Raw genomic sequence first — 25,453 nt, 5'->3', positions numbered from 1 at the left:
GCACTTTTTGATATCTTCTCCGCATATAAATTCCCCCCTGTTGTAGTTCCATTTTCCTACATCAGGGGGGATTTGTCTATTGTCCGTTTTTTCTGGCGCGGTTCACGTTCCTGCCGGGTGCTTTTGCCTGTGATTTATTTTTCTTTTAACAGTGCATCTTTTGCAATGGCGAGCGCACCCAAAAGACCGGCGCGATTACCGAGTGCGGCTTTGCAGATGACTGTTTGCTGAAACGTCGGCATCAAAAGCGTCGAAAGACGCGCTTTGATCTCGTCCATGAGCACCGATTCGTTGAATACACCGCCGCCTAAGATCACGCCTTCCGGATTGAATGCGTGAATCAAAGAGGCGAGCCCCACCACGACTTCGTCGATCCAGTCAGAAAGAGATTGCTTGATGACCGGCTCACCTAGCCGGGCGAAAATCTCGCGTCCGTTTAAGTTTTCGCCGGTACGCTCTTTGACGAGCGCACAGAGCGCCGTGACCGATGCATATGCTTCATAGCAGCCATAGTTGCCGCAGCCGCATGGTTTGCCGCCGCGGTGCGTTGTAATATGTCCAAAGTGACCGGCGCTGTCCGTTTGTCCGGATAAGAGCTGTCCGTTTAAAAATGCGGCGCCGCCGATACCGGTTCCATATGTCAAACACAAAAACGAGCGAAAGTCTTTGCCGGCACCGAATGCCGCTTCGCCGATCGCGGCGGCATGTACGTCGTTTCGCACCGCAACAGGGACACCGTATCGATTTCGCAGATGCTCGCCGAGCGGGATGCCGGTGTAATGCGGGATGTTCTCGTTTGCATAGGTGATGGCACCGGTTTTAATGTCAGCGATGCCGGCGGTGGAAATGCCGACTGCATCGAACGGGGAGAGTGTGTCGAGAATCGCCTCTGCTTTTTTAACGATGCCTTCGCCTCCGTCCTGTTTGGCGCGCGTTTCCATTTCACCAAGCGGTGTTACGTTGTCAGGTGATTCGGCGATGCCATATTTGATCGCGGTGCCGCCAATGTCCAAAACTGCAATCCGCATGAAAATTCATCCTCCCTTACAGGATGCGCTGTCCGTTGATGATGAGCTCAAACTGAATATTCAAAAATTCAGCGGCTCTGCGGCACAGCGACATACGACCCAAGAAAATTTCAAAATAATCCATGACCGGACACATCGTTGTGTCGATGGAAAGTTCGAGCACAACAGCGGAGTTATCTTCGCTGAAATAGGTGTTTGATTCTTCTACGGCGTAGTTGACACGGTCGTGGATGTCGAACGAAGAAGGGTTATGGTTGCGTACACGGGTGCGGCGCACGTCGGTTTTGTCGGCCAGAATCAGTGCTGCGGCAATCGGGTTGACCGGTGCGGCAGTACTTTCGTCGTGGTTGCCGATGGCGCTTACGACCATGGCGATTTCGTTTGGTTCCATACCGAGTTTGTCGAGCAGACGGAACGCCATGACTGCACCACTTTGTGCGTGGTCGATGCGGTTGACGATGTTGCCGATATCGTGCATGTAGCCGGCAATTTTGGCGAGTTCGGCTTCGCGCTTGGAATAGCCGAGTGTCAAAAGAATCATCTCAGCCGTTTTTGCCGCCTTGGTAACGTGTGCATAAGAGTGCTCCGTGAATCCAAGCGCACGCAGGGAACGGTCTGCCTCGTCAATATAGCAGCGGATGGTTTGATTGTGTTTGATCTCATTGAATGTAACAACCATTGTGGAAATCTCCTTTTAAGAAAGTGCATGTAAAAACAGGAATAACTCCTGTGCGGTTTCTGGTTTTAGCTTTGCGGCCTGAGCGAGCTGTTCGGGCGTTGCCTCCAAAAGCTCTGCACGGGTACGGAATCGGCTTAACAGCTGTGATGCTTTTTTGTCACCGATGCCTTTGACGCGTGTGAGTGTAATTTCAAGCGACGATTTTGTGTGCACCTGTTTTTGGTAGCGGATTGCATACCGATGCACCTCATCCTGAATCGTTGTGACGAAAGAAAACGCCACCCGGTTTGCCGAGATGGAAATTTCGCCGCCGTCCTTTGCAATGGCACGGGTACGGTGCTTGTTGTCCTTGACCATGCCGAATACCGGAATGTCAAGGCCTGACGCTTGGATGATCGGCAGGATTGCGGCAACGTGTCCTTTGCCGCCGTCGAGCAAAATGAGATCGGGAAGCCGCCCAAAGCCCTCGCCGGTATCCTTTTCCTGCTCATAGTGCGATAGGCGGCGGGTGATGACTTCCTGCATGCTCGCGTAGTCATCCTGTCCCTCAATCTGCCGGATACGAAACTTCTTATACGCCTTTTTGAGCGGACGTCCGTTTTCAAACACGACCATGCCGCCCACCTTTGATGATTCGCCGAGGTTTGAAATGTCGTATGCCTCGATATAGACAGGCGGCTTTTTGAGCCCTAACAGTTTTGCAAGCGCATCGAGTGCGGCGACCTCCCGTCCGGTGCGGGAAACGTATTTCGAAAGCCGTTCGGACGCGTTGGCAAACGCCATATCGACCATTTTCTTCTGGTCGCCTTTTTGCGGGAACACAAACGTGACTTTTCTGCCGTTCGCCGTTTTTAAGTGCTCGGCAAGCAGTTCGGCATCTTCAAACGGCTCGTCCACCACAATCCGCGGCGGAATGTCAGCGGTCATCATGTAATATTGCGATAAAAACGACTGCCGCACCGTTTCGATATCGTACACATCGGGGAAGAAGTAGTCCTCTTTGTCGCTTAGGCGGTAGTTGCGGAATTTTAACACAGCAACCGCCGCGTGCGTCTGATTTTGTGCAAACGCGATGACGTCCTGGTTTTCCGTGTTGATGAGATACACCTTCTGCGTGTCAGCAATGCGGCGGATTGCCTGAATGCGGTCACGGAGTTTTGCGGCCCGTTCAAAGTCGAGTGCTTCCGCCGCCTCTTCCATCTGGCGGGTCAGTCGTTCAAGCAGACTGCCGCCGCCTTTTTTGATATAGGCGAGCGCTTCTTTAAACGTTTGTGCGTATTCCTCTTCGGAAATCCTGCCGCGGCACACCCCCATGCACTGTTTGATGTGGTAGTTTAAGCACGGACGGGCTTTTTTGAAATCCTCGGGGAATTTCCGATTGCAGGTGGGGAGTCCGAAGATTTTGTTCACTTCATCGACTGTCTGTGTCACGGAAAACGAACTCGTGTAAGGGCCTAAGTAGTCGGCATCGTCGTCGGTCATCTGCTTTTGCGCAGAGATTTTCGGAAAACTGCCGCGCTCGACACGGATATAGTGATATCCCTTGTCGTCTTTTAAGAGAATGTTGTATTTTGGATTGTTCTGTTTGATTAAACTGCATTCCAAGACAAGCGCTTCAAACTCACTGCCGACGACGATATAGTCAAAATCGGCGACCTGTTCGACCATGCGGCGCACTTTTTCCGTGTGGCTTGGATTATTCGGCTGAAAATACTGGCTCACGCGGTTTTTTAAGTTTTTTGCTTTGCCGATATAAATGATCTCTCCGCGGCTGTTTTTCATCAGATACACGCCGGGATCATGGGTGAGATTGAGCGCCTTTTTGCGCAATTTTTCGAGCAGTTGATTCATGAAAAGTCCCCTTGCTGTTCGTTCTGTTTCAATATCATGGCACCAGAGCCGGAATGATATCTGCCATGTTTTTCGCTTGACTAAAGGGCGAAGAAAACCGGCAGTAAAACGTGATATATAATAACTGCTATATCATTATTATATATCATATCAAACGAGCAGGGCAAGTGGATTTTTCGGATTTGTTTGACAGAACAAGTACGAGCAGGTACAATAAAAAAGCAAATAAAACGGCGGAGGAACGAAATGGACACACCCATTTATGACTTTTTAAAACAATACAGCGAAAGCGGTACGGTGCGGTTTCACATGCCCGGACATAAAGGCCGCTGTCCGCATCCGGCATTGTCTGCGATTAGTGCGTATGACTTGACCGAAATCGAGGGCGCGGATTCGCTGTTTGAGGCGGACGGTATCATCGAACAGGCGGAGCGGAATGCGTCAGTGCTGTTTCGCACACAGGAAACGATGTTTTTGACCGGCGGCTCAACCCTTGGCATTCAGACGATGCTTTCGAGTGTCCTGCATCCGGGCGATGCGGTGATTGCCGCACGCAACGCACACCGGGCGTTTATCAATACGTGTGCGCTTTTAGACCTGTCCGTCTGCTGGGTGCTTCCGAATAGCCGGGATGCGTTTGGCGTGAGTGGGGCAATCTCGCCTGAATCGCTCGAAGCAGCGTTTGCACAGTGTCCGGATGCAAAGGCGGTGTATGTCACATCACCTGATTATATGGGATGGATGAGCGATATCGAAGCACTGTCTGCGGTGTGCCGCCGCCATGGTGTGCCGCTGCTTGTCGATAATGCACACGGCGCACATCTTGCGTTCGGCACAAAGAACCGCCACCCGATTGCACTCGGTGCGTCGATGTGCTGTGATTCCGCGCACAAAACACTGCCGGTATTCACAGGCGGTGCATATGTGCATACAGCGCCGGGCTTTTTTGTGACGAAGCAGGAAATGCGCAAAAATGCGTCGCTGTTCGGCTCTACCAGTCCGTCGTATCTCATCATGATGTCGCTTGACTTGTGCAATGATTATCTTGAACGTCATGCAAACGCTGATTTTGCCGCACTTGAGAAAAAAGTGCGCAGTGTCCGTGAGGCGTGTGCAGAGGCGGGCTTCTTGCCGCAGGAGGGCATCTGCGATGATACAAAGATTACACTTGATGCGTCGCATGTCGGCATGAGCGGCGGGGAACTGGCAGACCATTTCCGCAGTCATGGCATCGAGTGCGAGTATGCAGGGGAGCGGCATGTCGTGTTCATGGTTTCGCCGCAGAATCCCGATTCTGATTTTGAATGCTTCCTTTCTGCGGTGCGTGCGGTGCAGAAGCGGTTCGTGCATACGGCAGAGACCGTTTGCTTTGCGCTTCCTGCGGCAGTCATGGCACCGCGCACAGCGATGTTTTCGAAAAAAGAATGTGTTCCGATTGAATCGGCAGTCGGGCGAATTGCCGCCGAAACGCGCATCAGCTGTCCGCCGGGCGTGCCGGTGATTGTTGCCGGTGAAAAAATTGATGATACTACACAAAAAATTTTAAAAAACAGTGGCGTTTCTTCAATCAATGTGGTAAAATAGAGGTAACAAAACGGAGGACCGCATAAAATAAAAAATGGGTGTTCCGTTTGATTTGTGACAACAGGGAGGTTATCCACTATGAAACTGATTTATGCGATTGTAAGCAACGATGATAGCTCGGCCGTTTCCTCGGCTTTAACAAAGGTTGGCTTTTTTGCAACCAAACTTTCGTCAACCGGCGGATTTTTGATGGCAGGCAACACCACATTCATGATCTGTACAGAGGATGAAAAAGTGGACGAAGCCATTTCGATCATTGCACAGAAGAGTAAAAAACGCACACAGATGGTTCCTTCTCCGGCAGCATACGGCATGGGCGGTTATACGCCGTATCCGGTTGAAGTCACTGTTGGCGGTGCAACCATCTTTGTGACAAACGTTGAGCGGTTCGAGAAGATCTGACCGTGACAAGAAACGTTCCAGTAGGAAATCAGACATTGTATCAAATGCTCACTGCCGCAGTAAGCAGTGAGCATTTGTGTCATGCGTGCCTGTTTTTCGGCGAGGAGGGCATCGGAAAACGGACAGCCGCCCGTTTTCTGGCATCCGCCGTTTTGTGCCATCGCCAAGGGGAAAAGCCGTGCGGCGAATGTGCTTCATGCGTGAAATTTGCGCATCAAAACCACCCCGATTTTTATGAATATGCAGGCAAACGCGGCAAAAACGCCATCGGTGTCGATGAAATCCGCCGGATTCGGCAGGATGCGTATACGATTCCAAACGATGGCGCATATAAAGTGTATCTCATTCCGTATGCAGAGGAGATGTCGCCTGCGGCGGCAAACGCACTGTTAAAAGTGCTTGAGGAACCGCCTGCACACGCCGTCTTTCTGCTGACCGCCAATCATTATGACCGCGTGATGGAGACGATCCGTTCGCGCTGTGTGAAATACCCGGTACTGCCGCTTTCGGATGCACAGGTGGAAACGATTCTTGCAGAGCGGTTTCCCGATGCGGCGCGTGAAGCGGTACAAAAAGCATCATCGCTTTCGGGCGGAAATCCGGGCGCGGCGATTCGTGCAATGGAGGAAACCGAAGAAGGTATGCCGATTGTTCAGTCGGTGTGCGATGCACTGGCGGCCGGTGATGAATATGCACTGCTTTGTGCATGCACCAAAGCGGCGGCTTCCAATCAGACGATGCGCGCAGTACTGGCGGGACTTTTGCATACATTGCGCGGTGCACTCTCGGCAAAAACGAAACAGGAACCGCATGTGCTGGCGTCAAGGATGACCATGCACGGACTGACGGCGTGTATTGCAGTCACGGAGGAGTCGATTGCCGCACTCGACGGCAATGTGAACGGCGGACTGCTTGCAATGGAATTGACTGCACGCTTAATGAATGCCAGACGGCTTGTATAAAAAATCTTGCTTCCGACGGGGCACGGTTTTTGTTTTCTTAGAGTGAGTTTCCCGTCGGAGAAAAGGCAGAGAAAATTTATATGGCAGAAGTAATCGGTGTACGATTTAAAAATGTTGGAAAGGTCTATTATTTTGATCCGGTGGGGCTTTCGTTTTCGGTCGGCCAGCGTGTGATTGTCGAAACGGCACGCGGGGTTGAATGCGGACAAGTGGTATTAAAAAACCGCGAAGTGGACGATGAGTCGCTCGTTTCACCATTAAAACCGGTGATGCGGCTTGCGACGGAGGAAGACTTGGCGGTTGTCGAGCAAAATCACGAAAAGGAAAAACAGGCATTTGCCATTTGTCAGGAGAAAATCGAAAAGCACAAGCTTGTCATGAAGCTTGTTGACGTGGAATACACATTTGACAACAACAAAATCCTGTTTTATTTTACCGCAGACGGTCGTGTTGATTTCCGTGAACTCGTCAAAGATCTGGCATCGGTGTTCCGTACGCGGATTGAACTGCGTCAGATCGGTGTGCGCGACGAATCGAAAATGCTCGGCGGACTGGGTGTCTGCGGACGGCCGTTTTGCTGTTCGTCGTACTTGGGTGAATTTCAGCCGGTGTCGATTAAAATGGCAAAAGAGCAGGGACTCTCGCTCAATCCGACCAAAATCAGCGGTACCTGCGGAAGGCTCATGTGCTGCTTAAAGTATGAACAGGAAGCGTATGAGGATCTTTTGAAAATTACGCCGAAAGTCGGTGCTGTGGTGAAAACCCCGGATGGAAAAGGCACAGTAACCGATGCAAACTTGTTAACAGGAAACCTCAGTGTTCGGATGGAATCTGATCCGGACGGCGCGCTTCACAGCTTCCACAGAAGCGTTGTGAGTGTTTTAAAAGACGGCCGTATTCGGGTGGATCGCAGTGAAATCGCGGCGCTTTCAGACCTTGAGGATAAATAAAAGCAAATCTGCAATCTTTCTTGACATATTCACGGGTGATGTGGTAATATAATAGCAGTTTAACGACAGTTTAAACGAGTGTATATGTTAAGGAGGCGTACTGTAATGGCTTATAAAATCAGTGATGCTTGCATCAGCTGCGGCGCTTGCGAGGCAGAATGCCCGGTTTCCGCTATCGCTGCTGGCGACGGCAAATACGAGATCGACGAGGCTACCTGCATCGAGTGCGGTGCTTGCGCTGGCGTATGTCCGGTAGGAGCTCCGGAGGCTGAGTAATTTCAGAACAAAAAAATAAAAGCACCGCAAGGGTGCTTTTATTTTTTTATGTGGAAAGCTTATTTTTCTGCACTTAAAAAGGCTTTCATGCTGCCGCGTGTGAAATGACATGCAGCTTCTTTGACGAATCGATCAAAATCGACGTTTGAATCGTCGTTTGCGGAATCGGAAATGACGCGTACTACAGCGCACGGAACGTCAAATTCATAGCAGACCTGTGCGACTGCCGCGCCTTCCATTTCCACACAAGCGAGCGATTCGACGTGGCTGTAAAGCCATTCGTGTTTTTGATTGTCGCAGATAAACTGATCGCCCGAAGCAATCGTTCCGGTGTGAACAGTCGGCGATTTGATGCCGAATTCGTCTAAGTAGCAGGCGGGAATATCGCTGTGCAGATCGTTTTTGATATAGTTTTCCACCGCTTTTATAAGTGCATTGTTTAACGATTTGTCCGCTTCAAAGTATTTGATGCCTAACAGCGGAATTTCAAAAATCCGCTCCGGAACACCGCAGTCAAAATCATGCTGTACCAATCGGTCACCGATGACGACATCGCCTACATGGAGTCCTGGAGCAACACCGCCGGCTGTACCGCAGAAAATCACACAGTCGGGGTGAAACCGATCGATGAGTGTCGTCGCGGTGGAGGCGGATGCCACTTTTCCGATGCGGGATTGTACGAGTACGACATCTTTTCCGTATAGTTTGCCTTCGTGGAAGGTGCGATGTGCAATTTCGGTCATGGTGCAGTCGGTTAAATCGGGAAGAAGCAAGCGGATTTCTTCTTCCATTGCGCAGATAATTCCGTATTTCATTGTGTCTGGTTCTCCTTTTACCGGATATTGTGATTACAAATTGTTGAAATTATTATAGTATAGCGATCCATGAAAGTCAACGAAAGAAACGAGGCGAGAAAAGAATGACCCATTTGGGAAATGATTGGGACGCGCTGCTCAAGGAGGAAACGGAGCAGCCTTATATGGAAGAACTCCGCTGTTTTTTGCGGGAGGAATATCGAAACGGACCGGTGTATCCGCCAAAGCGTGATATGTTTCGTGCGCTCTCACTGACACCGTATCACAAGGTGAAGGTGGTCATTATCGGGCAGGACCCGTATCATGGCCCGGGACAGGCGATGGGAATGAGTTTTTCCGTGCGGGAGGGTATTCCGCTGCCGCCGTCGCTTCGGAATATTTATCAGGAGATCGAAAAAACCACCGGCAGACAACAGCCGCCAAGCGGTGATCTGACACGCTGGGCAGTGCAGGGCGTACTGCTTTTGAACGCAGTGCTCACAGTGCGCGGCGGATGCGCGGCGAGCCACCGCGGACATGGATGGGAACGATTTACCGACCGTATTATTTCGCTGTTAAATAACAGAGAGGAGCCGATTGTGTTCCTGCTTTGGGGAGCAGATGCACGAAAGAAAAAGCTGCTGATTACAAATCCGCGCCACACCGTGCTGGAGGCGGCACATCCGAGTCCGCTTTCTGCACATAACGGATTTTTCGGCTGCAATCATTTTAACCGTGCAAACGAAATATTAAAGCAAAACGGACAGACACCGATCGAATGGTGAAAGGAGACAATCAGATGAAACGACAGGATTATATTCATTGGGATGCTTATTTTATGGGGGTTGCACTGCTTTCCGCACAGCGCAGCAAAGATGCAAACACACAGGTCGGCGCATGTATCGTCAGCCCGGAGAACAAGATTCTTTCTGTTGGCTATAATGGTATGCCGACCGGCTGTGATGATGACTTGATGCCGTGGGGACGTGAAGGCAGTGCCCTTGACACCAAATACTTGTTTGTATGTCACGCAGAACTGAATGCGATTTTGAATACACCTGCCGGAAAACTGACCGGTGCGCGTGTATATGTGACGCTGTTTCCGTGCAGTGAATGCGCAAAGGCGATCATTCAGAGCGGCATCAAAGAAGTCATTTACTTAAGCGACAAGTATGCTGATACCGATTCGACCCGTGCATCGAAAAAGATGTTCGATATGACAGGCGTTTCGTACCGTCCATATGAAGTGACCGGCACAGAACTGACATTATCGCTGTAAGAAAACAAAAACCGGAGGATTTTTAATCCTCCGGTCTTTTATATCGATTGTTATTCCACTTTCACCACGTCAGTAAACAGCATGTGGTAGCGCGGCGGAATCTTACGGTTTAAGTGGTATTTTCCGCAGTACCACTGCTTGAATGTAATGGTTTTGCTCACTTCCTCCAAAAAGGTGTGCAGATGGTCTAAATGGTCAGCGTCCTCAAGGTCGACAGACCGCTGTAAACGAACGGGTGCGTCATGCGTAACGATGAAATCCACTTTATCACCGTGTTCTGCGAGCAGATGGCTCGCACGTTCAATTTCCTCTGCAGAGGGGAGCAGGTAGTCTTCGTTATTCCGGCTGGCGTTTTCATCCGTGGAAACACCGCCGCCGAATGCGAAAATCGTTTTTTCCTCAATCGTATAAATACCGCCGCGGCGAAGAAGATAAAGAGAACCGGATAAGTTGCGCGCGCGGTCACCTGCAAAATCAGTTTCCGGGTAGGAAAGCAGCAGCTTGTGGTTTTCGTGACTGCCGTCGACAAATAAAACCTGATACGGCAGTTTTCCGATCTTTTTAAGCGTTGCTTCTTCTTTTTTTGAGCCTTCCCATAAAAAGCCGAAGTCGCCGCATATGATTAACGTATCTCCTTTTTTAATGTGTGCTTTTTTCACATCGTGAAACCGCGAAAAATCCCCGTGCATATCACCGGTGATATAAATCAAGACAATCATCCTCCAAACAAAGACGAAACGGAAAGTTCATATTTTTTTATCGATCCGTATGCTTTTCATTTCGCATAAAATCTGGTATACTGTAGCTACGGATGAAACGAGCATCCGTTTCCATTTATTATGATACACGTTTTGTGAGGTTTCGTCTACATGAAATTCGTAAAAAAATTTTTTGCTTTTCTTTTGTGTGTATGTATCCTGTTTGTTTCGTCGGTACAGCCGGCGGCAGCAGCTTCTTATAAAATCAATTTTTCGTTAAACAGTGAGGCGGTTTATTTTGTCAATCTCGACACACAGACTGTGATGTATGAGCAAAATGCAAACGCACAGTTTTCACCGGGTGCACTGGTTGATATCATGACCGCGATTGTGACACTCGAATATTGCGAAGCAAATGGGATTTCGCTTGAAACAACGGTGACAGCGCCTTCGTATATTTACGATGAATTTGACGGATTGGGTGTAACCACCGCTGACGTCCGCCGCGGTGAGGAAGTGCGGATCATCGATCTGCTCTATGGTTTGATGTTACAGTCTGCTTGTGAAGCGGCGAGCATTCTTGCGGATTATATCGGCAACGGACAGATTTCAACATTCGTGGGGATGATGAATGCAAAGGCGAAGGAAATCGGAACGACAAACACATATTTTACAAATCCGCATGGGTTAACCGATCCAAAACAGGTTACGACGGCGTATGATATGGCGCTGATTACGCAGTATGCAATAAAAAACGAGCAGTTTACTCAAATTGCAACGACAGTCAGTTATCAGATGCCGGCAACGAATATTCACAGCGAGCCGCGCTATGTCATCCACAGCAACTACATGTTGAGTTCTGTACGCGGCGGCGAGTATTATTATAAACCGGCGAAAGGAATCAAAACGGGCGCGCTTGCCGACGGCAGCCGCAGCCTTGTTTCGATGGCGGAAAGCGACGGCTACCGCTATTTGCTTGTCACCATTTCCGCGCCTGACCGCAATGCAAGTTTTGCGGATGCGCTGAGAATGTATCAGTGGGCGTTTTCCTCGTTTTCGCTTGAAACGATCGTCAAAGCCGGCGAAACGGTTGACGAAATTCCCGTCACACTCTCAAGCAAGCAGGACTATGTTCATCTGATTGCGAAAGAAGATGTTATGGCGATTTTGCCAAAAGGAACTGACGCGTCTGCACTCAAAAGGGTTATCAAGCTTGTGGACGATGCGCGTGCGCCGATTGAAAAAGGCGATCTGCTTGGCCGGATGGAATTAAAACTTGCAGACGATGTGGTGGCAAGCGTGGATTTGGTGGCGTCGGAAACGGTGTCCAGAAATATTTTCTTGTATATGGGCGATGTACTCTGGCGATTTTTCACACAGCCGCTGATTTTGGTGCTTTGCGTTTTGCTTGGGCTTTTGCTGGTGGTTTTATTCTCGTGGATTGCACAGATGCGGAAAAATCGCCGCAGACGTGCAGAGCGTGTTCGAAAATTCGGAAAATGATAAAAAAGCAGCATCTTTGATGCTGCTTTTTTTTGTTTAAACGACAGCGTGTTAAAAAATACAATAAAAAATCATCGAAAAAAGTTGATGTTTCGCAGAATCAAGTTTGCTACAATCATGTATAACCGAAATGAGAGGAGCAAATGTCAATGAAATATGCCGTTGTATACAGCAGCCGCACGGGAAATACACGTCAGCTGGCAGATGAGATTCATGCACTGCTTGCAGGGCAGGATGTGGTTTACTTTGGCGAACCCAGCGAGAACGCACTGGATGCACAATATATTTATGTGGGATTCTGGACAGACAAAGGAACATGCGACGAGAATACCACCGCTTTTTTGAAGCAGATTACAGCACAGAAGATCTTTTTGTTCGGTACAGCCGGATTCGGCGGATCGGAAGACTATTTTGCACAGATTGTATCGCGTGTCACAGAACAGATCAATCCGGCTGCACAGGTGTTCGGAACGTATATGTGCCAAGGAAAAATGCCGGAGGGTGTTCGCCGCAGATATGAAGCAATGCCGGAAGGTCCAAAAAAGCAAATGCTTCTTCATAATTTTGACGAGGCGCTTTCCCATCCGAATGAAGCGGATTTGAATCGCTGCCGGGATGCGGTGCTGTCGGCTCACTCTGTATAAAACAAAAAACAGGTGCATGTTTTTTCTCCATGCACCTGTTTTTTATCGTATATGTTCTTAGCGAACCAGCAAAAAGTATCCGAGCACCAACAATCCGAGCACGATGCGGTAATATCCAAAGACTTTGAAGTCGTGCTTTTTGATGTACTGCATCAGGAACTTGATGGCAATGACCGATACAACGAAAGCAACCGCCATGCCTAAAAGCAGGATGATGATTTCCTGTGCACCCATGCCAAAGCCGGTTTCCATAAAGTATTTTAAGAGCTTTAAGCCGCTTGCACCGAGCATTGCAGGGATCGCCAGGAAGAAGGTGTATTCCGCCGCAACACTTCTCGAGGTTCCGATCAAGATGGCACCGATAATCGTTGCACCCGAACGGGAAGTGCCCGGGATGAGTGCGAGCATCTGAAACACGCCAACAAGCAGCGCTGTTTTGTAATTTAACTGATCGAGCGTTTGAATCGCCGGTTTGCGGGAACGGTTATACCGCTCAATGACAATGAACAAAATGCCGTACAAAATAAGTGTCACAGCAACTGTCTGGTAGTTATAAAACATGGAGTCGAGCCAGTCGTCGAGGAGCAGGCCGATGATTGCCGCCGGAATGCTTCCCACAAGAACCTTTCCCCAAAGCGACCAGGTTTCACGGCGTTTTTGCGGTGTTTTCTTTTTGGAAAACGGATTTAATTTGTTGAAATACAGCCACACAACCGCTAAGATTGCACCGAGCTGAATGACAACCATAAACATCTCTTTGAACGCGTCTGAAACATTCAGTTTGATAAATTCATCAAATAGAATCATGTGTCCCGTACTGCTGATCGGGAGCCATTCGGTGATGCCTTCGACAATGCCGAGCAAAACAGTTTTTAATAACTCGAGCAGAAACATTGGCAGTCCTCCTTAAAATATCTGAAAAAATTCCGCTTAACTGCGCTTGATTGATTATACCATAAATCAAAAAAAATATCACCCGTTTTCTTTTGTTATTTTTCCAAAACGGACACATGTGCACGTGTCTTGCTTTTTTCAAAAAAACTATGTATCATAAAAGCATAAAGAAAAAGGAGTGTATGGATATGTATTATAAGCAATACGGCAACACGGATATGAAAGTTTCCGCCGTGGGTCTTGGCACCATGCGGTATGATGACGCATTGATTTCGGCAGGACGTCTTTCTGAATGTGCAGAAGTGCCGCTGTATGCGTTTGAAAAGGGCATCAACTATTTTGATACCGCACCGTTTTACTGTCAGGATAAAAGCGAGGAAATCACCGGTATGGCGCTTTCTCAGCTTCCGCGTGACAAATATTATCTGTCGAGCAAGACAAACTTCAACGCACTGCGCGCGATTGACAAAAACATCACGCGTGATACGTTCCGCCGCCGGCTGGAACTGTCTCTTTCCAGATTAAAAACCGATCATCTTGATTTTTATCATCTGTGGTGTGTACTGAATCTTGATGCATACGAGGAGCAGTGCAATGCATTGTATCCGTTCTTTGAAGAGGCAAAACGTGAGGGGCTGATTAAAAACATCGTCTTTTCTGCGCATTTGCAGGGTGCAGACATCGAAACCGTTGTTGAAACAGGAAAATTCAAAGGGATGCTCATCGGTTACAATGCGCTCAATTACCGGTTCCGTCAAAGCGGCATTGAAGCAGCACATCAAGACGGTATGGGTGTTGTTGTCATGAACCCGCTGGGCGGGGGACTCATTCCGCAGAACCCGAATACATTTTCCTATCTGACAGAGGGCACTGACCTGACTGTTGCGCAGGCGGCACTTCGGTTTGTGGCATCGCATAAGGAAATCACTGTCACATTGGCAGGATGTACGACAAAAGCACATGTTGACGACGCAGTCAAAGCAGTCGAAGGCCTTGAAGAGCGCCCGGCAAAAGAGATTGTCAAACTGTATGAGGGAAAAGGTATGGGACTCAATAACCTGTGCACCAGCTGCGGTTACTGCAATCACTGTCCGAAAGGCATTGAGATTCCGAAATTTATGGATTCTTACAATCAAAAGCTGTTGAGCGGAAACGAAGATGAAATTGCAGCACGTCTTTCAGGTCACTGGGGTGTTCCGATCGAGCAGGCAGGTCAGTGTGTGGCATGCGGCAAATGTGAAACCCTTTGCACGCAGCATCTGCCGATTATCGAGCGCTTGCGCGAAATTGCATCTATCACATCGAAATAACAAGGAGTATTTTATGAATCAAAATGTAAAACGTATGGTATATGGCGGACTTCTCATCGCAATCGGTGTGATTCTGCCGCAAGCTTTTCATATTTTCGGTCAGTCCGCAGGGCAGACATTTTTGCCGATGCATATTCCGGTGATTCTCGCAGGTATGCTGATCGGCCCGCTGTGGGGTGCCGGTGTGGCAGTCATCGTGCCGCTGTTGAGCTCGATGATCACAGGAATGCCGCCGGTTCCGATGCTCTACTTTATGGTCATTGAACTGCTCGCCTATGCAGTGGTGTCGGGCTTGCTGGCAAAACGGAATACAAACACTTACTTAAATCTTGCGATCACGATTTTGTGCGGACGTGCAGTATACGGACTGTCGCTTGTGGTTGCAGTGCAGATTCTTTCGTTTGCGCCGCCGTTTGCGAATATGACCGCGTTTTTGACCGGATTGGCGACAGGGCTGCCGGGTGTTGTTCTGCAGTTTGTGGCGATTCCGCTTGTGATGATGGCGCTGAAAAAAGGAGGCCTTGTCCTTGTCAACGCGAAATGAAGTCGTGACACGGCTGTACGCAAATGATCTGCGCTGTGTGGCACAGACAAAAGCGGGCCTTTATGAATCGACATTGTTCGGTATTAAGCCGCTGATGATCAAACTGCGGGAGGATCGTTCGTTTTTTGAAGGCGCAGTTGTCGCAGATCGGGTGATCGGAAAAGCGGCGGCGATGCTGCTTGCCGCAAGCGGTGTGCAGGAGGTGTTCGGCGCTGTGATGAGCGAGTCGGCAGAACAGTTTTTAAAACAAGCCGGCATTTCCTACGGATACTGTGAAAAGGTGCCGTATATCAAAAACCGCACCGGCGACGGCATGTGCCCGATGGAAGAAACAGTGCAGTCACTCACCGATGCACAGGATGCATTTGATGCATTGGAACAAACGATTGCACGCTTGATGGCAAATAAATAACAACAAAAAGCATCTGCGATGTTTTGCAGGTGCTTTTTTGTGCGGCGATGTAACGAATTTGTAACTTCTGTTCATAAAATTTTGTTTGTGTTTTAAATTGGGATATATTATAATAAGGGATATGAAAAGCAGAGGCAGGTTCTTTGCGTATGGGTGGAGGTGTGCGATGAAAGGCACTGTGCAAAGGCGCGTTGTCCGTCCGAAACGACCAAGCTATGCACCGTTTTTAATTTTGCTTGGATCGATTGTGGCGCTCATTGCAGTTTTGGCATCATTTTTTTTGGCATTTTTATTCTCTGACCTTTCAAGACCGAACGTGAACACGTTTGCGCTGGAGGTCGATACCATGTTTCAAAAAGCAAAAGATTTTCCGGTGCTTGGCGACAGTGCAGCCGTTGCGGTTGCGTTTTCGCAGACAACAGGAAATGAACAATATGAAACGGAACATGTGAAAGTTGAAACGCTCGTTCCAAAATCACCGGCAGCGTCCGATTCGTATTTTGAGAATGCCATTTTTATCGGTGACTCGATTTCTGTGGGTCTGCGTGCATATGGTGTATTGCCGACGCAGAACGTATTGGCGGAACAAAGCGTCAATATTCTCAACTTGTTAAACGGTGACCCTGTTTACCGAACAACCGGCAGCGAAAAGAAACCGGTACTCCAGGCGATTGACGAGCGGATTCCGAATCCCGACAAAATTTATATTTTGATCGGTGCGAACGGTATTCCCGGACTTTCCAATGAAGCACATATCAAATATTACAGCCAATTTATCGACCAGCTTAAGCAAAAATATCCGGATGCGATGATTTTTGTTGAATCGGTGACACCGATTACAGCAACATCGAAATATATCCGCGACAGCTTTACCACTGAGAAAATCAATGATTTTAACGATAAACTCTATGCAATGGCACAGGAAAAAGGCTTGTATTATTTGAATGTGCAGGAAGTGCTCATGGATGATACAGGTCATTTGATTGCTGATTATGATGCAGGCGACGGCATGCATTTAAAAAGCAACGGACACAAGGCAATGTATGAGTATTATCTGACCCATACGGTGGGGCCGGATGGATATACCGACAAAATTGTTGAATAACACAAAACAAAGGAGTATGAAAAATGAGAAAGTTTTTAGCAGGAATGATGTGTTTGGTATTGCTGCTCGCATCGGCAGCTTGTTCATCGAACACCGAAGTGAAAAATCCGAATCTTTCGGACGTTATCGGGGAAATCCGTGCTGCGGTTGAGTTCCCGGAAATGGCGGAGATCAAAGTTGCGGATCTGCCGATGTACGGATATGATCTTGCACCGGAAGATGTTGCAGAAATGCAGTTTATCACAGCAGGCAGCGGCTTTACCGCCGATGAGGTTGTGCTGATTAAATTAACCGATGAATCAAAAGCTGAAGAAGTCAAAAAAATGGCTCAAACACGCCGTGACGGCATTGCAGAAACGGCACAGAACTACACACCGGACGAAATGGAAAAACTGACTACAGCAGTCGTGGGTGTCAAAGGTCCGTATGTGTATTACGCTGCAACAAATGACAACGCAAAAGCAAAAGAGATTTTAACGAACGCTTTTTAAAAAATCTCTGGAAAGGCGGACATCATGGTAGTTGAATCGCTTGCCATTCTATTGCTCCTGTTGATTATTGAGGTGGTATTTCTGCGCGCAAAGCGTAAAGAGCATGCTGCACAGATTGCACCGCTGTTGATTTTGCCCGCAGGACACTTTCTGACAAACTTAATTCCGGATTTGATTCGCTTCCCGCTGACTGCAACGGCAAAAACGGGAATTGATGTGCTGTGTCTGGCAATCGCTGTTTCATTGCTCGGCATTTTTTCGGTCCGGTTTGCGCGTGTACGCACAAGAGCGGCATATCTGCTGACTTGCGGCGGTTTTACGGTGATTTTAGGGCTTATTTTCATTTATAACAATTATGCGGCATGATGCTTTTGCCGCAACGGCTCAAAACAGCACAGATTCCTGTGCTGTTTCCTTGTATCTGCTTTAAAAAAGGGTGACATGAGAGATGAAAAAAACAAAACGTATTGTATTGGGAATTGCAGTGGTCATCGTTTTGCTGCTGGCGTATATTTTCTTTGCTGCGCCGAATTTGAATCCGCTGTATGCGGACGGTGCCATGTTTTGGCTGGTGCTTTTGACAGCCGCAGTCATCGGCATTGCAGTGCTCAAGTTTAAAAATCCCATTGCGGAAGTGAAAGATGGAAAAGGTGTCTCATTTGATTTTAACGGATTTCCGCTCAAATGGGTGGTCGGGATTTTAGCTGCTTTATGGGGCATTTATATCCTGGTGCATTTGATTTTTAATCCGTTGTTTTTCTGGGGAAGCTACCGCGATCAGATGAAAGAACCTGAGGTGAAAGAATTTACCTCTGAGATTCAGACGGTGGATTTAAACCAGATTCCTGTTGTGGATAAAGAGCTTGCACAGACGCTTGCGGACAAAAAGCTTGGTGAAAAACCGTCGCTTGGCAGCCAGGTCGTTTTGGGTGAGCCCACCATCCAAACGGTAGATGGAAAGCTTGTCTGGGTTGTGCCGCTGCATCACTCGGGATTTTTTAAATGGCTCGCGAACATGGATGGTGCGGCAGGATATATCGTCGTGTCTGCAACCGATATGAAAGATGTGCATTATGTTGACAGCTATAAAATTAAAATTCAGCCGGATTCGTATTTCATGGACGATCTGACGCGTACCGCGCGGTTTAAAGGCGGATTGTTCGACGGTATTACCGACTATTCGTTTGAACTTGACGATTCGGGACATCCGTATTGGGTTGTCACCACATACAAAAACACCTGTGGCTTTTCGCTGCCGGAAGCAGACGGTGTGCTGCTTGTGGATGCACAGACCGGTGAAACGAAAAAATACAGTGTGGAAGAAGTGCCGGAGTGGATTGACCGCGTTCAGCCCGAGGACTTTATCATCGAGCAGATCAACAACAAAGGCCAGTATGTCCACGGTATTTTCAATTTCTCAAACAAAGACAAATATCAGGCATCTGAAGGTTCGGCAATCATTTATAATGGAGAAAACTGTTATCTGGTCACCGGTATCACGAGTGTCGGTGTGGATGAAAGCACCACCGGCTTTATGATGGTGGATATGGTGACAAAAGAGCCGGTGCTTTACCGCATCGGCGGCGCAACTGAATCGGCTGCAATGAAATCGGCAGAAGGTAAAGTGCAGGATCTCGGATATGATGCAAGCTTCCCGATCATTATGAACATTGACGGTCATCCGACGTATTTCATGACGCTCAAAGACAGCGCACGGCTTGTGAAAAAATACACCTTTGTCAGTGTGACGGACTATATGACCGTCGGTATTGGCGATACGACGACACAGGCATACGAGGACTATAAAAAGGTGATGGCGAATACACAGGATACACCGCTTGGCGGCGAAGAGGAAGCACCGGCAGAGGAGAAAACTGTGACCGGCACCGTTTCCCGCATCAATTTTACCGTTCAGGACGGAAAAACCGTGTATTATCTGACGCTGACGGAAACCGGTACGCAGATGTATATGGCACCGATTGATGTTTCGGATACGCTGACACTTACGCAAAGCGGCGATTCGGTTTCGCTGACCTATCGCGTTTCCGAGGGACAGCAGACCGTGGAAGTGGTGTCGTTTGAAAACAGCACAATGACATCCGCATCGTAAAGAAGGAAACGATCCGCATTCGATGAACAGATGAAAAACCGGCAGAGCATTGCTCTGCCGGTTTTTGCTTTATCATGTACATGTGTGCGCAATCCATCAGAAAAAAACACAAAAATCCAATAAAGAAATCGATTGTCTCTATCTTTTCGGCGAAAAATCAGATATACTGAAACACATTGGGAAATCAATTTGCGGATGAATCGTGATGCATGAACTGTCTGCGGAATTCTTTTGGGGTGCGGCCGGTTTGACGGCGGAATACCCGATAAAAGTAATTGACGTCGCGGAATCCGATTTCGCGGCAAATTTCCGGTATCGAAAGTTCGGTGTCACACAGAAGCTTCTGTGCCTGCTGCATGCGCATACGAGAAATTTGTTCGGAAACACCGCAGCCGTACAGTTCGTATGAAAGATGATACAATGCACTGCGGCTGAGCGAGAGAACGCGGCACAGCCGTTCGCAGGACAGATCTTCAGACAGATGTTCCGATAAAAAGCGCGTCAGCTTGATGCGGTGATTGTCCGGTGCCAAGCGGGCGATACGCTCGTGATACAGCGCTTTTGCGGCAAGTGCTAACAAATCCGCCGAGGCGGAAAGCATTTGCTGTGTTGTATGGGGAAGCGCGTGATATGCGTGCTTTAATGCTTCGGATTTAATCTGATAAGAAGCGCAGCACGTTTGCACTTGCTGCCAGGTATCTTCTTTTGCAATGTGTGCAAGGAGCAGATAACCGATCACGACACCTTCCACTTCGATGGGGGTAATCATTTCAAGAAGTCCCGCATGGCAGGTGTAAATGAGTGTTCCCGATGCGGATTGTGCTGCCTGGCAGGCGTTTTGGTCACAGCGCTGACAGTTGTTTTGACCGTTTGGCGTGCTGCGGATCAGCTGGCAAAACGCAGGCAGATCATTCGGGTAGGATAAGATATCGACACCGGAAGCATCAAATACAACGGCGCGCAGTCCGGTCAGCGTGTGAAAATCGCGCAGAAGAACCAAAAGTTCGGATTCATCGAATACGGCCTGCAAAAAAACACCCCCATGATGTAGTATCAATTATCTGTATTATAATCGAAAAACGAAAACGATGCAACGTTTTCACAAGAGCGGAGGAATGAACAATGGAAACAAAAACACTCGATCTTTTGGGCACATCTCTGGGCATTGAGCTGGGTTCCACACGAATCAAAGCGGTGCTGATTGACAGCGCGCACAATGTAGTGGCAACCGGTTCGCATGAGTGGGAAAATCAGTTTGAAAACGGATACTGGACCTATGCGCTTTGCGATGTATGGGCTGGCATTCAGGATGCGGTTGCACAGGTGATGGCACAAGTGTGTGAAGAATACGGCACACCGCTTTCGCAGGTGGGTGCTGTCGGTGTTTCGGCAATGATGCACGGATACCTGCCGTTTGATGAAAACGGCAATCAGCTTGCTGCGTTCCGCACCTGGCGCAATACCACGACGGCACGGGCGGCAGAGAAACTGACTGAACGTTTTTCCTTTAATATTCCGCAGCGTTGGAGCATTGCGCATTTGTATCAGGCGATGCTGTCGAATGAAGCGCATCTTGCGTCGCTTGCTTCCATCAATACACTTGCAGGATATGTGCATGAAATGCTGACCGGCAAACGTGTGCTTGGTGTCGGCGAAGCATCCGGCATGTTCCCGATCGACAGCGAAACGGGTGATTATGATGCGCGCATGGTCAAAACATTTGATCAAATCCTTGCCGAACATCATATGAGCAAAACGACAAAACAACTGCTGCCGACCGTTTGCAAAGCGGGCGATGACGCGGGCGTACTTACGGCAGAAGGTGCGAACCGACTTGATCCAACCGGTGTTTTACAGCCGGGCGCACTGATGTGCCCGCCGGAAGGTGATGCGGGAACCGGCATGGTTGCAACAAACAGCATCAAAGTCTGCACCGGCAATGTGTCGGCAGGCACGTCGATTTTTGCAATGATCGTGCTCTCCAAAGCGCTGTCGCGTGTTTATCCCGAAATTGATATGGTGACAACGCCGGAGGGTCTTCCGGTTGCAATGGTACACTGCAACACCTGCTCGTCCGATCTGGATGCATGGGTGCGTGTGTTTGGCGAAATGACTGCGGTAAGCGGCGCATCGCTGACAAAATCCCAGTGTTACGACCTGTTTTATAAACAAGCGCTTGCAGGCGATCCGGACTGCGGCGGTTTGGTTCATTTCAATTACTATGCAGGCGAACCAATCACCGGATTGGAGGATGGCTGTCCGCTGCTTTTGCGCCGTGCCGATTCGTCACTGACGTTTGCGAATCTCGCGCGTGTACAGCTGTATTCCGCGATGGCAACCTTAAAACTCGGCATGGATTTGCTGCTCAATTCTGAAAATGTTACACTTTGCAGTCTGATGGGACATGGTGGATTGTTTAAAACACCGCTTGCAAGCCAGCGGCTGATGGCAGGTGCGCTCAATGTTCCGGTCAAAGTACAGAAAACAGCAGGCGAGGGCGGTCCGTGGGGCATGGCAGTCCTTGCGGCATACCGCAAAAACAAAAAGGAAGGCCAGACACTTTCGCAGTATCTGGATGAGATTGTGTTCCGTGATGAAGAGTGCACCGTCTGCGAACCTGATCCGGCTGATGTGCAGGGCTTTGCCGATTTCATCGACCGTTATCAAAAATGCATCTCCGTAGAAAAAGAAGCGGTCGAAGCACTCAAACAATAAAACAGCGAACAGGAGGATACCAATGTTAGAACAGCTTAAACAGCAAGTCTATGAGGCAAATATGGAATTGCCGCGCAGAGGACTTGTCACATATACATGGGGAAACGTCAGCGGCATTGACCGCGCATCGGGATTGGTTGTCATCAAACCGAGCGGCGTGGAATATGATGTGCTCAAACCGTCGGATCTGGTGGTTGTGGATCTTGCAGGCAACTGTGTGGAGGGCGATTATCGTCCTTCTTCGGATACGGCAACACATCTTGAACTGTACAAGGCGTTTGAAGAAATCGGCGGTGTGGTTCACACGCATTCGACGTATGCGACAGTGTGGGCACAGGCATGCCGGGCAATTCCGTGCTACGGTACGACGCATGCAGATTATTTTTACGGTGAGATTCCGTGCGCGCGGAATCTGACGCCGGAGGAAATCGAAGAAGCTTACGAGAAAAATACAGGTACAGTTATCATCGAATCGTTCCGCGAAAAAAAACCGCTGGAGGTTCCAGCGGTTTTATGTAAGAATCACGGCCCGTTTACCTGGGGAAAAGATGCGGCGCAGGCCGTTTATCACGCAGTCGTGCTTGAAGAAGTCGCCAAAATGGCGTGGATGACAGAGCAGCTCAATCCATCGGCTGTACCTGCACCGCAGTGCATTCAGGACAAGCACTATCTCCGTAAACACGGTCCCAACGCATACTATGGTCAGAAATAAGCCCGTTTTATAGTGTAATGCAGCATTCTTCGCCGTTTTCAACAGTCACAGTGGTTTCGCGTCCGTTTAACACGATGCGGTACTGCTGTGACTGTTTCATTTTCGGGAAACTGCCCTGACGTTTGCCGATTGTCAAGGTATTTGTTTCGTTTGAAAAGAACAGCGGTGTGACGGTATATTCTCCCTGCTCATAACGATACGAGTCACCCGCATCATCATACAGCGAAAAACTGCAGTCGCTTCCCGGATAGATGTGCAGCGTGATGACTGCGTCCTCTTCTTCGCCCGGATACTGTTCAGCCGGTCCCATCGGCACGATGGCGCCTGCTTTTATAAACAGCGGGATTTTATCGATCGGCGCATCTGCCAAAATGGTCTGACCGCCGGCGTAATAAATACCTGTAAAGAAGTCGTACCAACCGCAGCCAGCCGGGAGATAAACGCTTCTCTGTTTCGGCACATCGGCAAGCGGCACCGAACCGCTTTCATAATACATCGGTGCAGTCACTGGGCACACCATCAACGACGGTCCGAACAGGAACTGGTCACGGATATCGAATGTCTGCGGATCGTTCGGAAATGCAAGACCGAGCGCAGTGATGAACGTATCGGATTTCATGGAAACGGCAGCCGCCTGAGAATAGAGATATGGCATGAGCATCATGCGCAGGCGAATGAATTTTGCAATGGCATCATAAAACATGGTTCCCGGTTCGCCGAACCGCCAGATTTCACGCGGCGTGTTTGTACCGTGTGAGCGCATCATTGGCAGGAATGTGCCGTACTGCAGCCAGCGGGTGTACAGCTCACGATAGCCAAGATCATTGCATCCATCCGGGTAATCGCCTTTTACGAACCATTCGTTTTGGCAGTCGGTGAAGAATCCGCCGATATCCATGCTCCAGTACGGTTCGCCTGCCGCACAGAAGTTGAGTCCTTCCGGAATCTGCCGTTTAAGCGTTTCCCAGTTGGCGCTGGTGTCGCCTGACCATGTGATTGCGCTATAGCGGCCTTGTCCGGCAAACGAGGAGCGGGTCAGATTGACGACACGTTTGTCATCGGTGACGCTGCGCTGTCCCTCGTAGATGCCGCGCGAATGACAGAGGGAATATTCGCTGATCTGCGCGTCATCGAGATACTTTTTCGCCTCACCGACATTGATTTGCAGGCGTTCGTGCGGTTCCGGACGGAGCTCGCCATGCCAGTCTGCTTCAAACGGCTCGCTGCAGTCACACCACCAGGCATCCACACCGTATTGGAAAATGCCTTCGTTTGCCTGTTTCCAGTACATTGCGCGCGCATCTGCTGAAAATGCATTATAGGTCGATTGATTTCCAAGCATATAGCCGTTTGCCAGAAATTCTTTTTGGTTTTCACCCATGCCGTTCATGTTCGGCCAGACGGAGATCATCATGGCTGCGCCCATGTCGTGAAGTATGTCGGTCAGTCCTTTCGGATCAGGATACCGCGTGGCGTCAAAGCTCTTTTGTCCCCATTTTCCTTCTTCCCAGGTCATCCAGTCCTGAATGATGAAGCTCAGCGGAATCTTACGTGCACGATATTCCTTTACAATATCGATCAATTCGTCTGCGCAGTGATACCGTTCCTTTGACTGGCCGTAGCCAAACGCCCATTTCGGCAGCATCGGAACAGCGCCGGTCAGTGTGCGGTATGCGTGTAAAAGCTTTTGGTAACTTGTGCCGGCGAAGAAATAGTAATCGAGTTCGTCGACAGTGTCCATCCAGACATACGAGCCATAGCCGTTGTCTTCGAATGTCATGAGTGAGCCGCAGTCGAACAAGAAGCCGTAACCGTTCGTGGACATCATGCAGGGAACACATGCCTTCATGTTCTGCTGATAAATCTGTCTTGATTTTCCTCTGAGGTTTCCGTATCCTTCTTCATGCGAACCGAATCCGTAGATGGCTTCGTTTCCGAATACAAACGACACTTTTGCGTGGTATGCGGTACGGTCAAATACGGTTTCCGCTGGCTCAGTGACAACTTTCATGCCGTCGACCGTTTCTTTTTGAATCAGTTTGTCCTCTTTTGAAAATACATTGCGGTAAACGGATACCTTCTCCATATATTTTCCGTTTGCTTTCGGTTCCTTGACAAGCAGCGCACCGGTTGCATCAAAGTAAGAACATTGACCTGATGTTAAGTCTACCTGAATGCTGCATGCCGGAAGCGAAAGCGTGAGCGTCTGCTCGGTCGAATGGACTGTGTAATCGGAAAATGATGTTTGGCAGACGACGACCGGCGTTCTGTTTTTCGTTTCACGCGCAGGAAGAAATTCGTCTTTTGGTGTCATGGTGATGCGAACAGTCTGTTCTGTGATCGGTGAAAGCCGCAGCAAAAACTGCTCATTTTTCAAAACAACAGCCGGCGTTGTCTGAAGAACTTGATACATGAGAAACACTCCTTTTTTATAAAAGAATTCATTTGAATAATAAAAACAACAAGAAAAACGCGGTTTCTTTGTGATTTCTCATCTATTTTAACACAAC

Annotated in this window: 26 protein-coding genes; 18 read left to right on the top strand and 8 right to left on the bottom strand. The window is 48.9% G+C overall.

Annotated elements, in window-relative coordinates; all coding sequences use genetic code 11:
- Positions 1–134: 134 nt before the first annotated feature.
- The 3 genes from H6A12_RS07450 to uvrC are packed head-to-tail and all read right to left on the bottom strand — an operon-like array spanning position 135 to position 3,558.
- Positions 135–1,028, bottom strand: a complete 894-nt coding sequence (locus H6A12_RS07450) for an ROK family protein (protein WP_204446478.1) — start codon at positions 1,026–1,028, stop codon at positions 135–137.
- Positions 1,029–1,044: 16 nt separating this feature from the next.
- Entirely contained in the window at positions 1,045–1,707 is a 663-nt protein-coding gene (locus tag H6A12_RS07445; RefSeq protein WP_204446476.1) for an HD domain-containing protein, read from the bottom strand.
- Positions 1,708–1,722: 15 nt separating this feature from the next.
- Positions 1,723–3,558, bottom strand: a complete 1,836-nt coding sequence (gene uvrC, locus H6A12_RS07440; RefSeq protein ID WP_204446474.1) for an excinuclease ABC subunit UvrC — start codon at positions 3,556–3,558, stop codon at positions 1,723–1,725.
- A gap of 246 nt (positions 3,559–3,804) precedes the next feature.
- On the opposite strand from uvrC, the gene H6A12_RS07435 reads away from it, so the two are divergent.
- From H6A12_RS07435 to H6A12_RS07415, 5 genes are all read left to right on the top strand, one after another.
- Positions 3,805–5,142 (top strand): aminotransferase class I/II-fold pyridoxal phosphate-dependent enzyme, encoded by a 1,338-nt coding sequence (locus tag H6A12_RS07435; RefSeq protein ID WP_204446472.1) that lies wholly within the window; start codon positions 3,805–3,807, stop codon positions 5,140–5,142.
- A 78-nt stretch (positions 5,143–5,220) separates the two neighbouring features.
- Positions 5,221–5,544, top strand: coding sequence for a cyclic-di-AMP receptor (locus H6A12_RS07430; protein ID WP_204446470.1), 324 nt, complete (start codon positions 5,221–5,223; stop codon positions 5,542–5,544).
- Positions 5,545–5,546: 2 nt separating this feature from the next.
- A complete protein-coding gene (holB, locus tag H6A12_RS07425; protein WP_204446467.1) occupies positions 5,547–6,506 on the top strand; it encodes a DNA polymerase III subunit delta' in 960 nt (319 codons plus the stop codon).
- 80 nt (positions 6,507–6,586) lie between these two features.
- Entirely contained in the window at positions 6,587–7,456 is an 870-nt protein-coding gene (locus H6A12_RS07420; protein WP_204446465.1) for a PSP1 domain-containing protein, read from the top strand.
- Positions 7,457–7,561: 105 nt separating this feature from the next.
- Positions 7,562–7,732: a DUF362 domain-containing protein gene (locus tag H6A12_RS07415; protein WP_204446463.1), complete on the top strand. Its 171-nt coding sequence runs from the start codon at positions 7,562–7,564 to the stop codon at positions 7,730–7,732.
- A gap of 59 nt (positions 7,733–7,791) precedes the next feature.
- Here the strand turns inward: H6A12_RS07415 and H6A12_RS07410 are convergent, their stop codons facing one another.
- Positions 7,792–8,547: a 5'-methylthioadenosine/adenosylhomocysteine nucleosidase gene (locus H6A12_RS07410; RefSeq protein ID WP_204446461.1), complete on the bottom strand. Its 756-nt coding sequence runs from the start codon at positions 8,545–8,547 to the stop codon at positions 7,792–7,794.
- A 104-nt stretch (positions 8,548–8,651) separates the two neighbouring features.
- Between H6A12_RS07410 and ung the strand changes: the two genes are divergently transcribed.
- Together ung and H6A12_RS07400 are read left to right on the top strand one after the other, a co-directional pair.
- Positions 8,652–9,311 (top strand): uracil-DNA glycosylase, encoded by a 660-nt coding sequence (gene ung, locus H6A12_RS07405; protein ID WP_204446459.1) that lies wholly within the window; start codon positions 8,652–8,654, stop codon positions 9,309–9,311.
- Between the two features lie 14 nt (positions 9,312–9,325).
- A complete protein-coding gene (locus H6A12_RS07400; RefSeq protein ID WP_204446457.1) occupies positions 9,326–9,805 on the top strand; it encodes a deoxycytidylate deaminase in 480 nt (159 codons plus the stop codon).
- Between the two features lie 50 nt (positions 9,806–9,855).
- Here the strand turns inward: H6A12_RS07400 and H6A12_RS07395 are convergent, their stop codons facing one another.
- The gene (locus tag H6A12_RS07395; protein WP_204446454.1) at positions 9,856–10,524 is read right to left on the bottom strand and encodes a metallophosphoesterase family protein; all 669 of its coding nucleotides are present in this window, start codon (positions 10,522–10,524) and stop codon (positions 9,856–9,858) included.
- 150 nt (positions 10,525–10,674) lie between these two features.
- Here H6A12_RS07395 and H6A12_RS07390 point away from each other — a divergent pair, with 150 nt between their 5' ends.
- Together H6A12_RS07390 and bilS are read left to right on the top strand one after the other, a co-directional pair.
- Positions 10,675–12,006, top strand: coding sequence for a D-alanyl-D-alanine carboxypeptidase family protein (locus H6A12_RS07390; RefSeq protein WP_204446452.1), 1,332 nt, complete (start codon positions 10,675–10,677; stop codon positions 12,004–12,006).
- Between the two features lie 149 nt (positions 12,007–12,155).
- Positions 12,156–12,650 (top strand): flavodoxin family protein BilS, encoded by a 495-nt coding sequence (gene bilS, locus H6A12_RS07385; RefSeq protein ID WP_204446451.1) that lies wholly within the window; start codon positions 12,156–12,158, stop codon positions 12,648–12,650.
- Between the two features lie 57 nt (positions 12,651–12,707).
- On the opposite strand, the gene H6A12_RS07380 is transcribed toward bilS, so the two are convergent.
- Positions 12,708–13,544, bottom strand: coding sequence for an undecaprenyl-diphosphate phosphatase (locus H6A12_RS07380; protein WP_204446450.1), 837 nt, complete (start codon positions 13,542–13,544; stop codon positions 12,708–12,710).
- A 188-nt stretch (positions 13,545–13,732) separates the two neighbouring features.
- Between H6A12_RS07380 and H6A12_RS07375 the strand changes: the two genes are divergently transcribed.
- The 7 genes from H6A12_RS07375 (at position 13,733) to H6A12_RS07345 (ending at position 19,516) form a co-directional block, all read left to right on the top strand.
- On the top strand, positions 13,733–14,854 hold the full coding sequence (locus H6A12_RS07375; protein WP_204446449.1) for an aldo/keto reductase: 1,122 nt from the start codon (positions 13,733–13,735) through the stop codon (positions 14,852–14,854).
- Between the two features lie 13 nt (positions 14,855–14,867).
- Complete coding sequence (locus H6A12_RS07370) at positions 14,868–15,398, top strand: ECF transporter S component (RefSeq protein ID WP_204446448.1); 531 nt, start codon at positions 14,868–14,870, stop codon at positions 15,396–15,398.
- Positions 15,382–15,810, top strand: coding sequence for a DUF1893 domain-containing protein (locus H6A12_RS07365; protein WP_204446447.1), 429 nt, complete (start codon positions 15,382–15,384; stop codon positions 15,808–15,810). The genes H6A12_RS07370 and H6A12_RS07365 overlap by 17 nt, the downstream gene beginning before the upstream one ends.
- A 166-nt stretch (positions 15,811–15,976) precedes the next feature.
- Positions 15,977–16,915 (top strand): SGNH/GDSL hydrolase family protein, encoded by a 939-nt coding sequence (locus tag H6A12_RS07360; RefSeq protein WP_204446446.1) that lies wholly within the window; start codon positions 15,977–15,979, stop codon positions 16,913–16,915.
- 23 nt (positions 16,916–16,938) lie between these two features.
- Positions 16,939–17,406 carry a DUF4358 domain-containing protein gene (locus tag H6A12_RS07355; RefSeq protein WP_204446445.1) on the top strand — a complete coding sequence of 156 codons (468 nt, stop codon included), beginning with the start codon at positions 16,939–16,941 and terminating at the stop codon, positions 17,404–17,406.
- Positions 17,407–17,430: 24 nt separating this feature from the next.
- Positions 17,431–17,772: a hypothetical protein gene (locus H6A12_RS07350; RefSeq protein ID WP_204446443.1), complete on the top strand. Its 342-nt coding sequence runs from the start codon at positions 17,431–17,433 to the stop codon at positions 17,770–17,772.
- 82 nt (positions 17,773–17,854) lie between these two features.
- On the top strand, positions 17,855–19,516 hold the full coding sequence (locus H6A12_RS07345) for a hypothetical protein (protein WP_204446441.1): 1,662 nt from the start codon (positions 17,855–17,857) through the stop codon (positions 19,514–19,516).
- A 184-nt stretch (positions 19,517–19,700) separates the two neighbouring features.
- Here H6A12_RS07345 and H6A12_RS07340 read toward each other — a convergent pair whose 3' ends face one another.
- The gene (locus H6A12_RS07340; RefSeq protein ID WP_204446439.1) at positions 19,701–20,546 is read right to left on the bottom strand and encodes a PocR ligand-binding domain-containing protein; all 846 of its coding nucleotides are present in this window, start codon (positions 20,544–20,546) and stop codon (positions 19,701–19,703) included.
- A 92-nt stretch (positions 20,547–20,638) separates the two neighbouring features.
- Here H6A12_RS07340 and H6A12_RS07335 point away from each other — a divergent pair, with 92 nt between their 5' ends.
- Both H6A12_RS07335 and H6A12_RS07330 read left to right on the top strand, forming a co-directional pair.
- Positions 20,639–22,231 carry a xylulokinase gene (locus tag H6A12_RS07335; protein ID WP_204446436.1) on the top strand — a complete coding sequence of 531 codons (1,593 nt, stop codon included), beginning with the start codon at positions 20,639–20,641 and terminating at the stop codon, positions 22,229–22,231.
- A gap of 22 nt (positions 22,232–22,253) precedes the next feature.
- A complete protein-coding gene (locus tag H6A12_RS07330; RefSeq protein ID WP_204446433.1) occupies positions 22,254–22,943 on the top strand; it encodes an L-ribulose-5-phosphate 4-epimerase in 690 nt (229 codons plus the stop codon).
- Positions 22,944–22,950: 7 nt separating this feature from the next.
- Here H6A12_RS07330 and H6A12_RS07325 read toward each other — a convergent pair whose 3' ends face one another.
- Complete coding sequence (locus H6A12_RS07325; protein WP_204446431.1) at positions 22,951–25,356, bottom strand: TIM-barrel domain-containing protein; 2,406 nt, start codon at positions 25,354–25,356, stop codon at positions 22,951–22,953.
- Positions 25,357–25,453 lie beyond the last annotated feature (97 nt).

Source organism: Merdimmobilis hominis (genome assembly GCF_016901855.1).
GTDB lineage: Bacteria > Bacillota > Clostridia > Oscillospirales > Ruminococcaceae > Paludihabitans.
The sequence above is the reverse complement of the archived record's forward strand: the minus strand, read 5'-3'. Positions and strand labels throughout refer to the sequence as shown.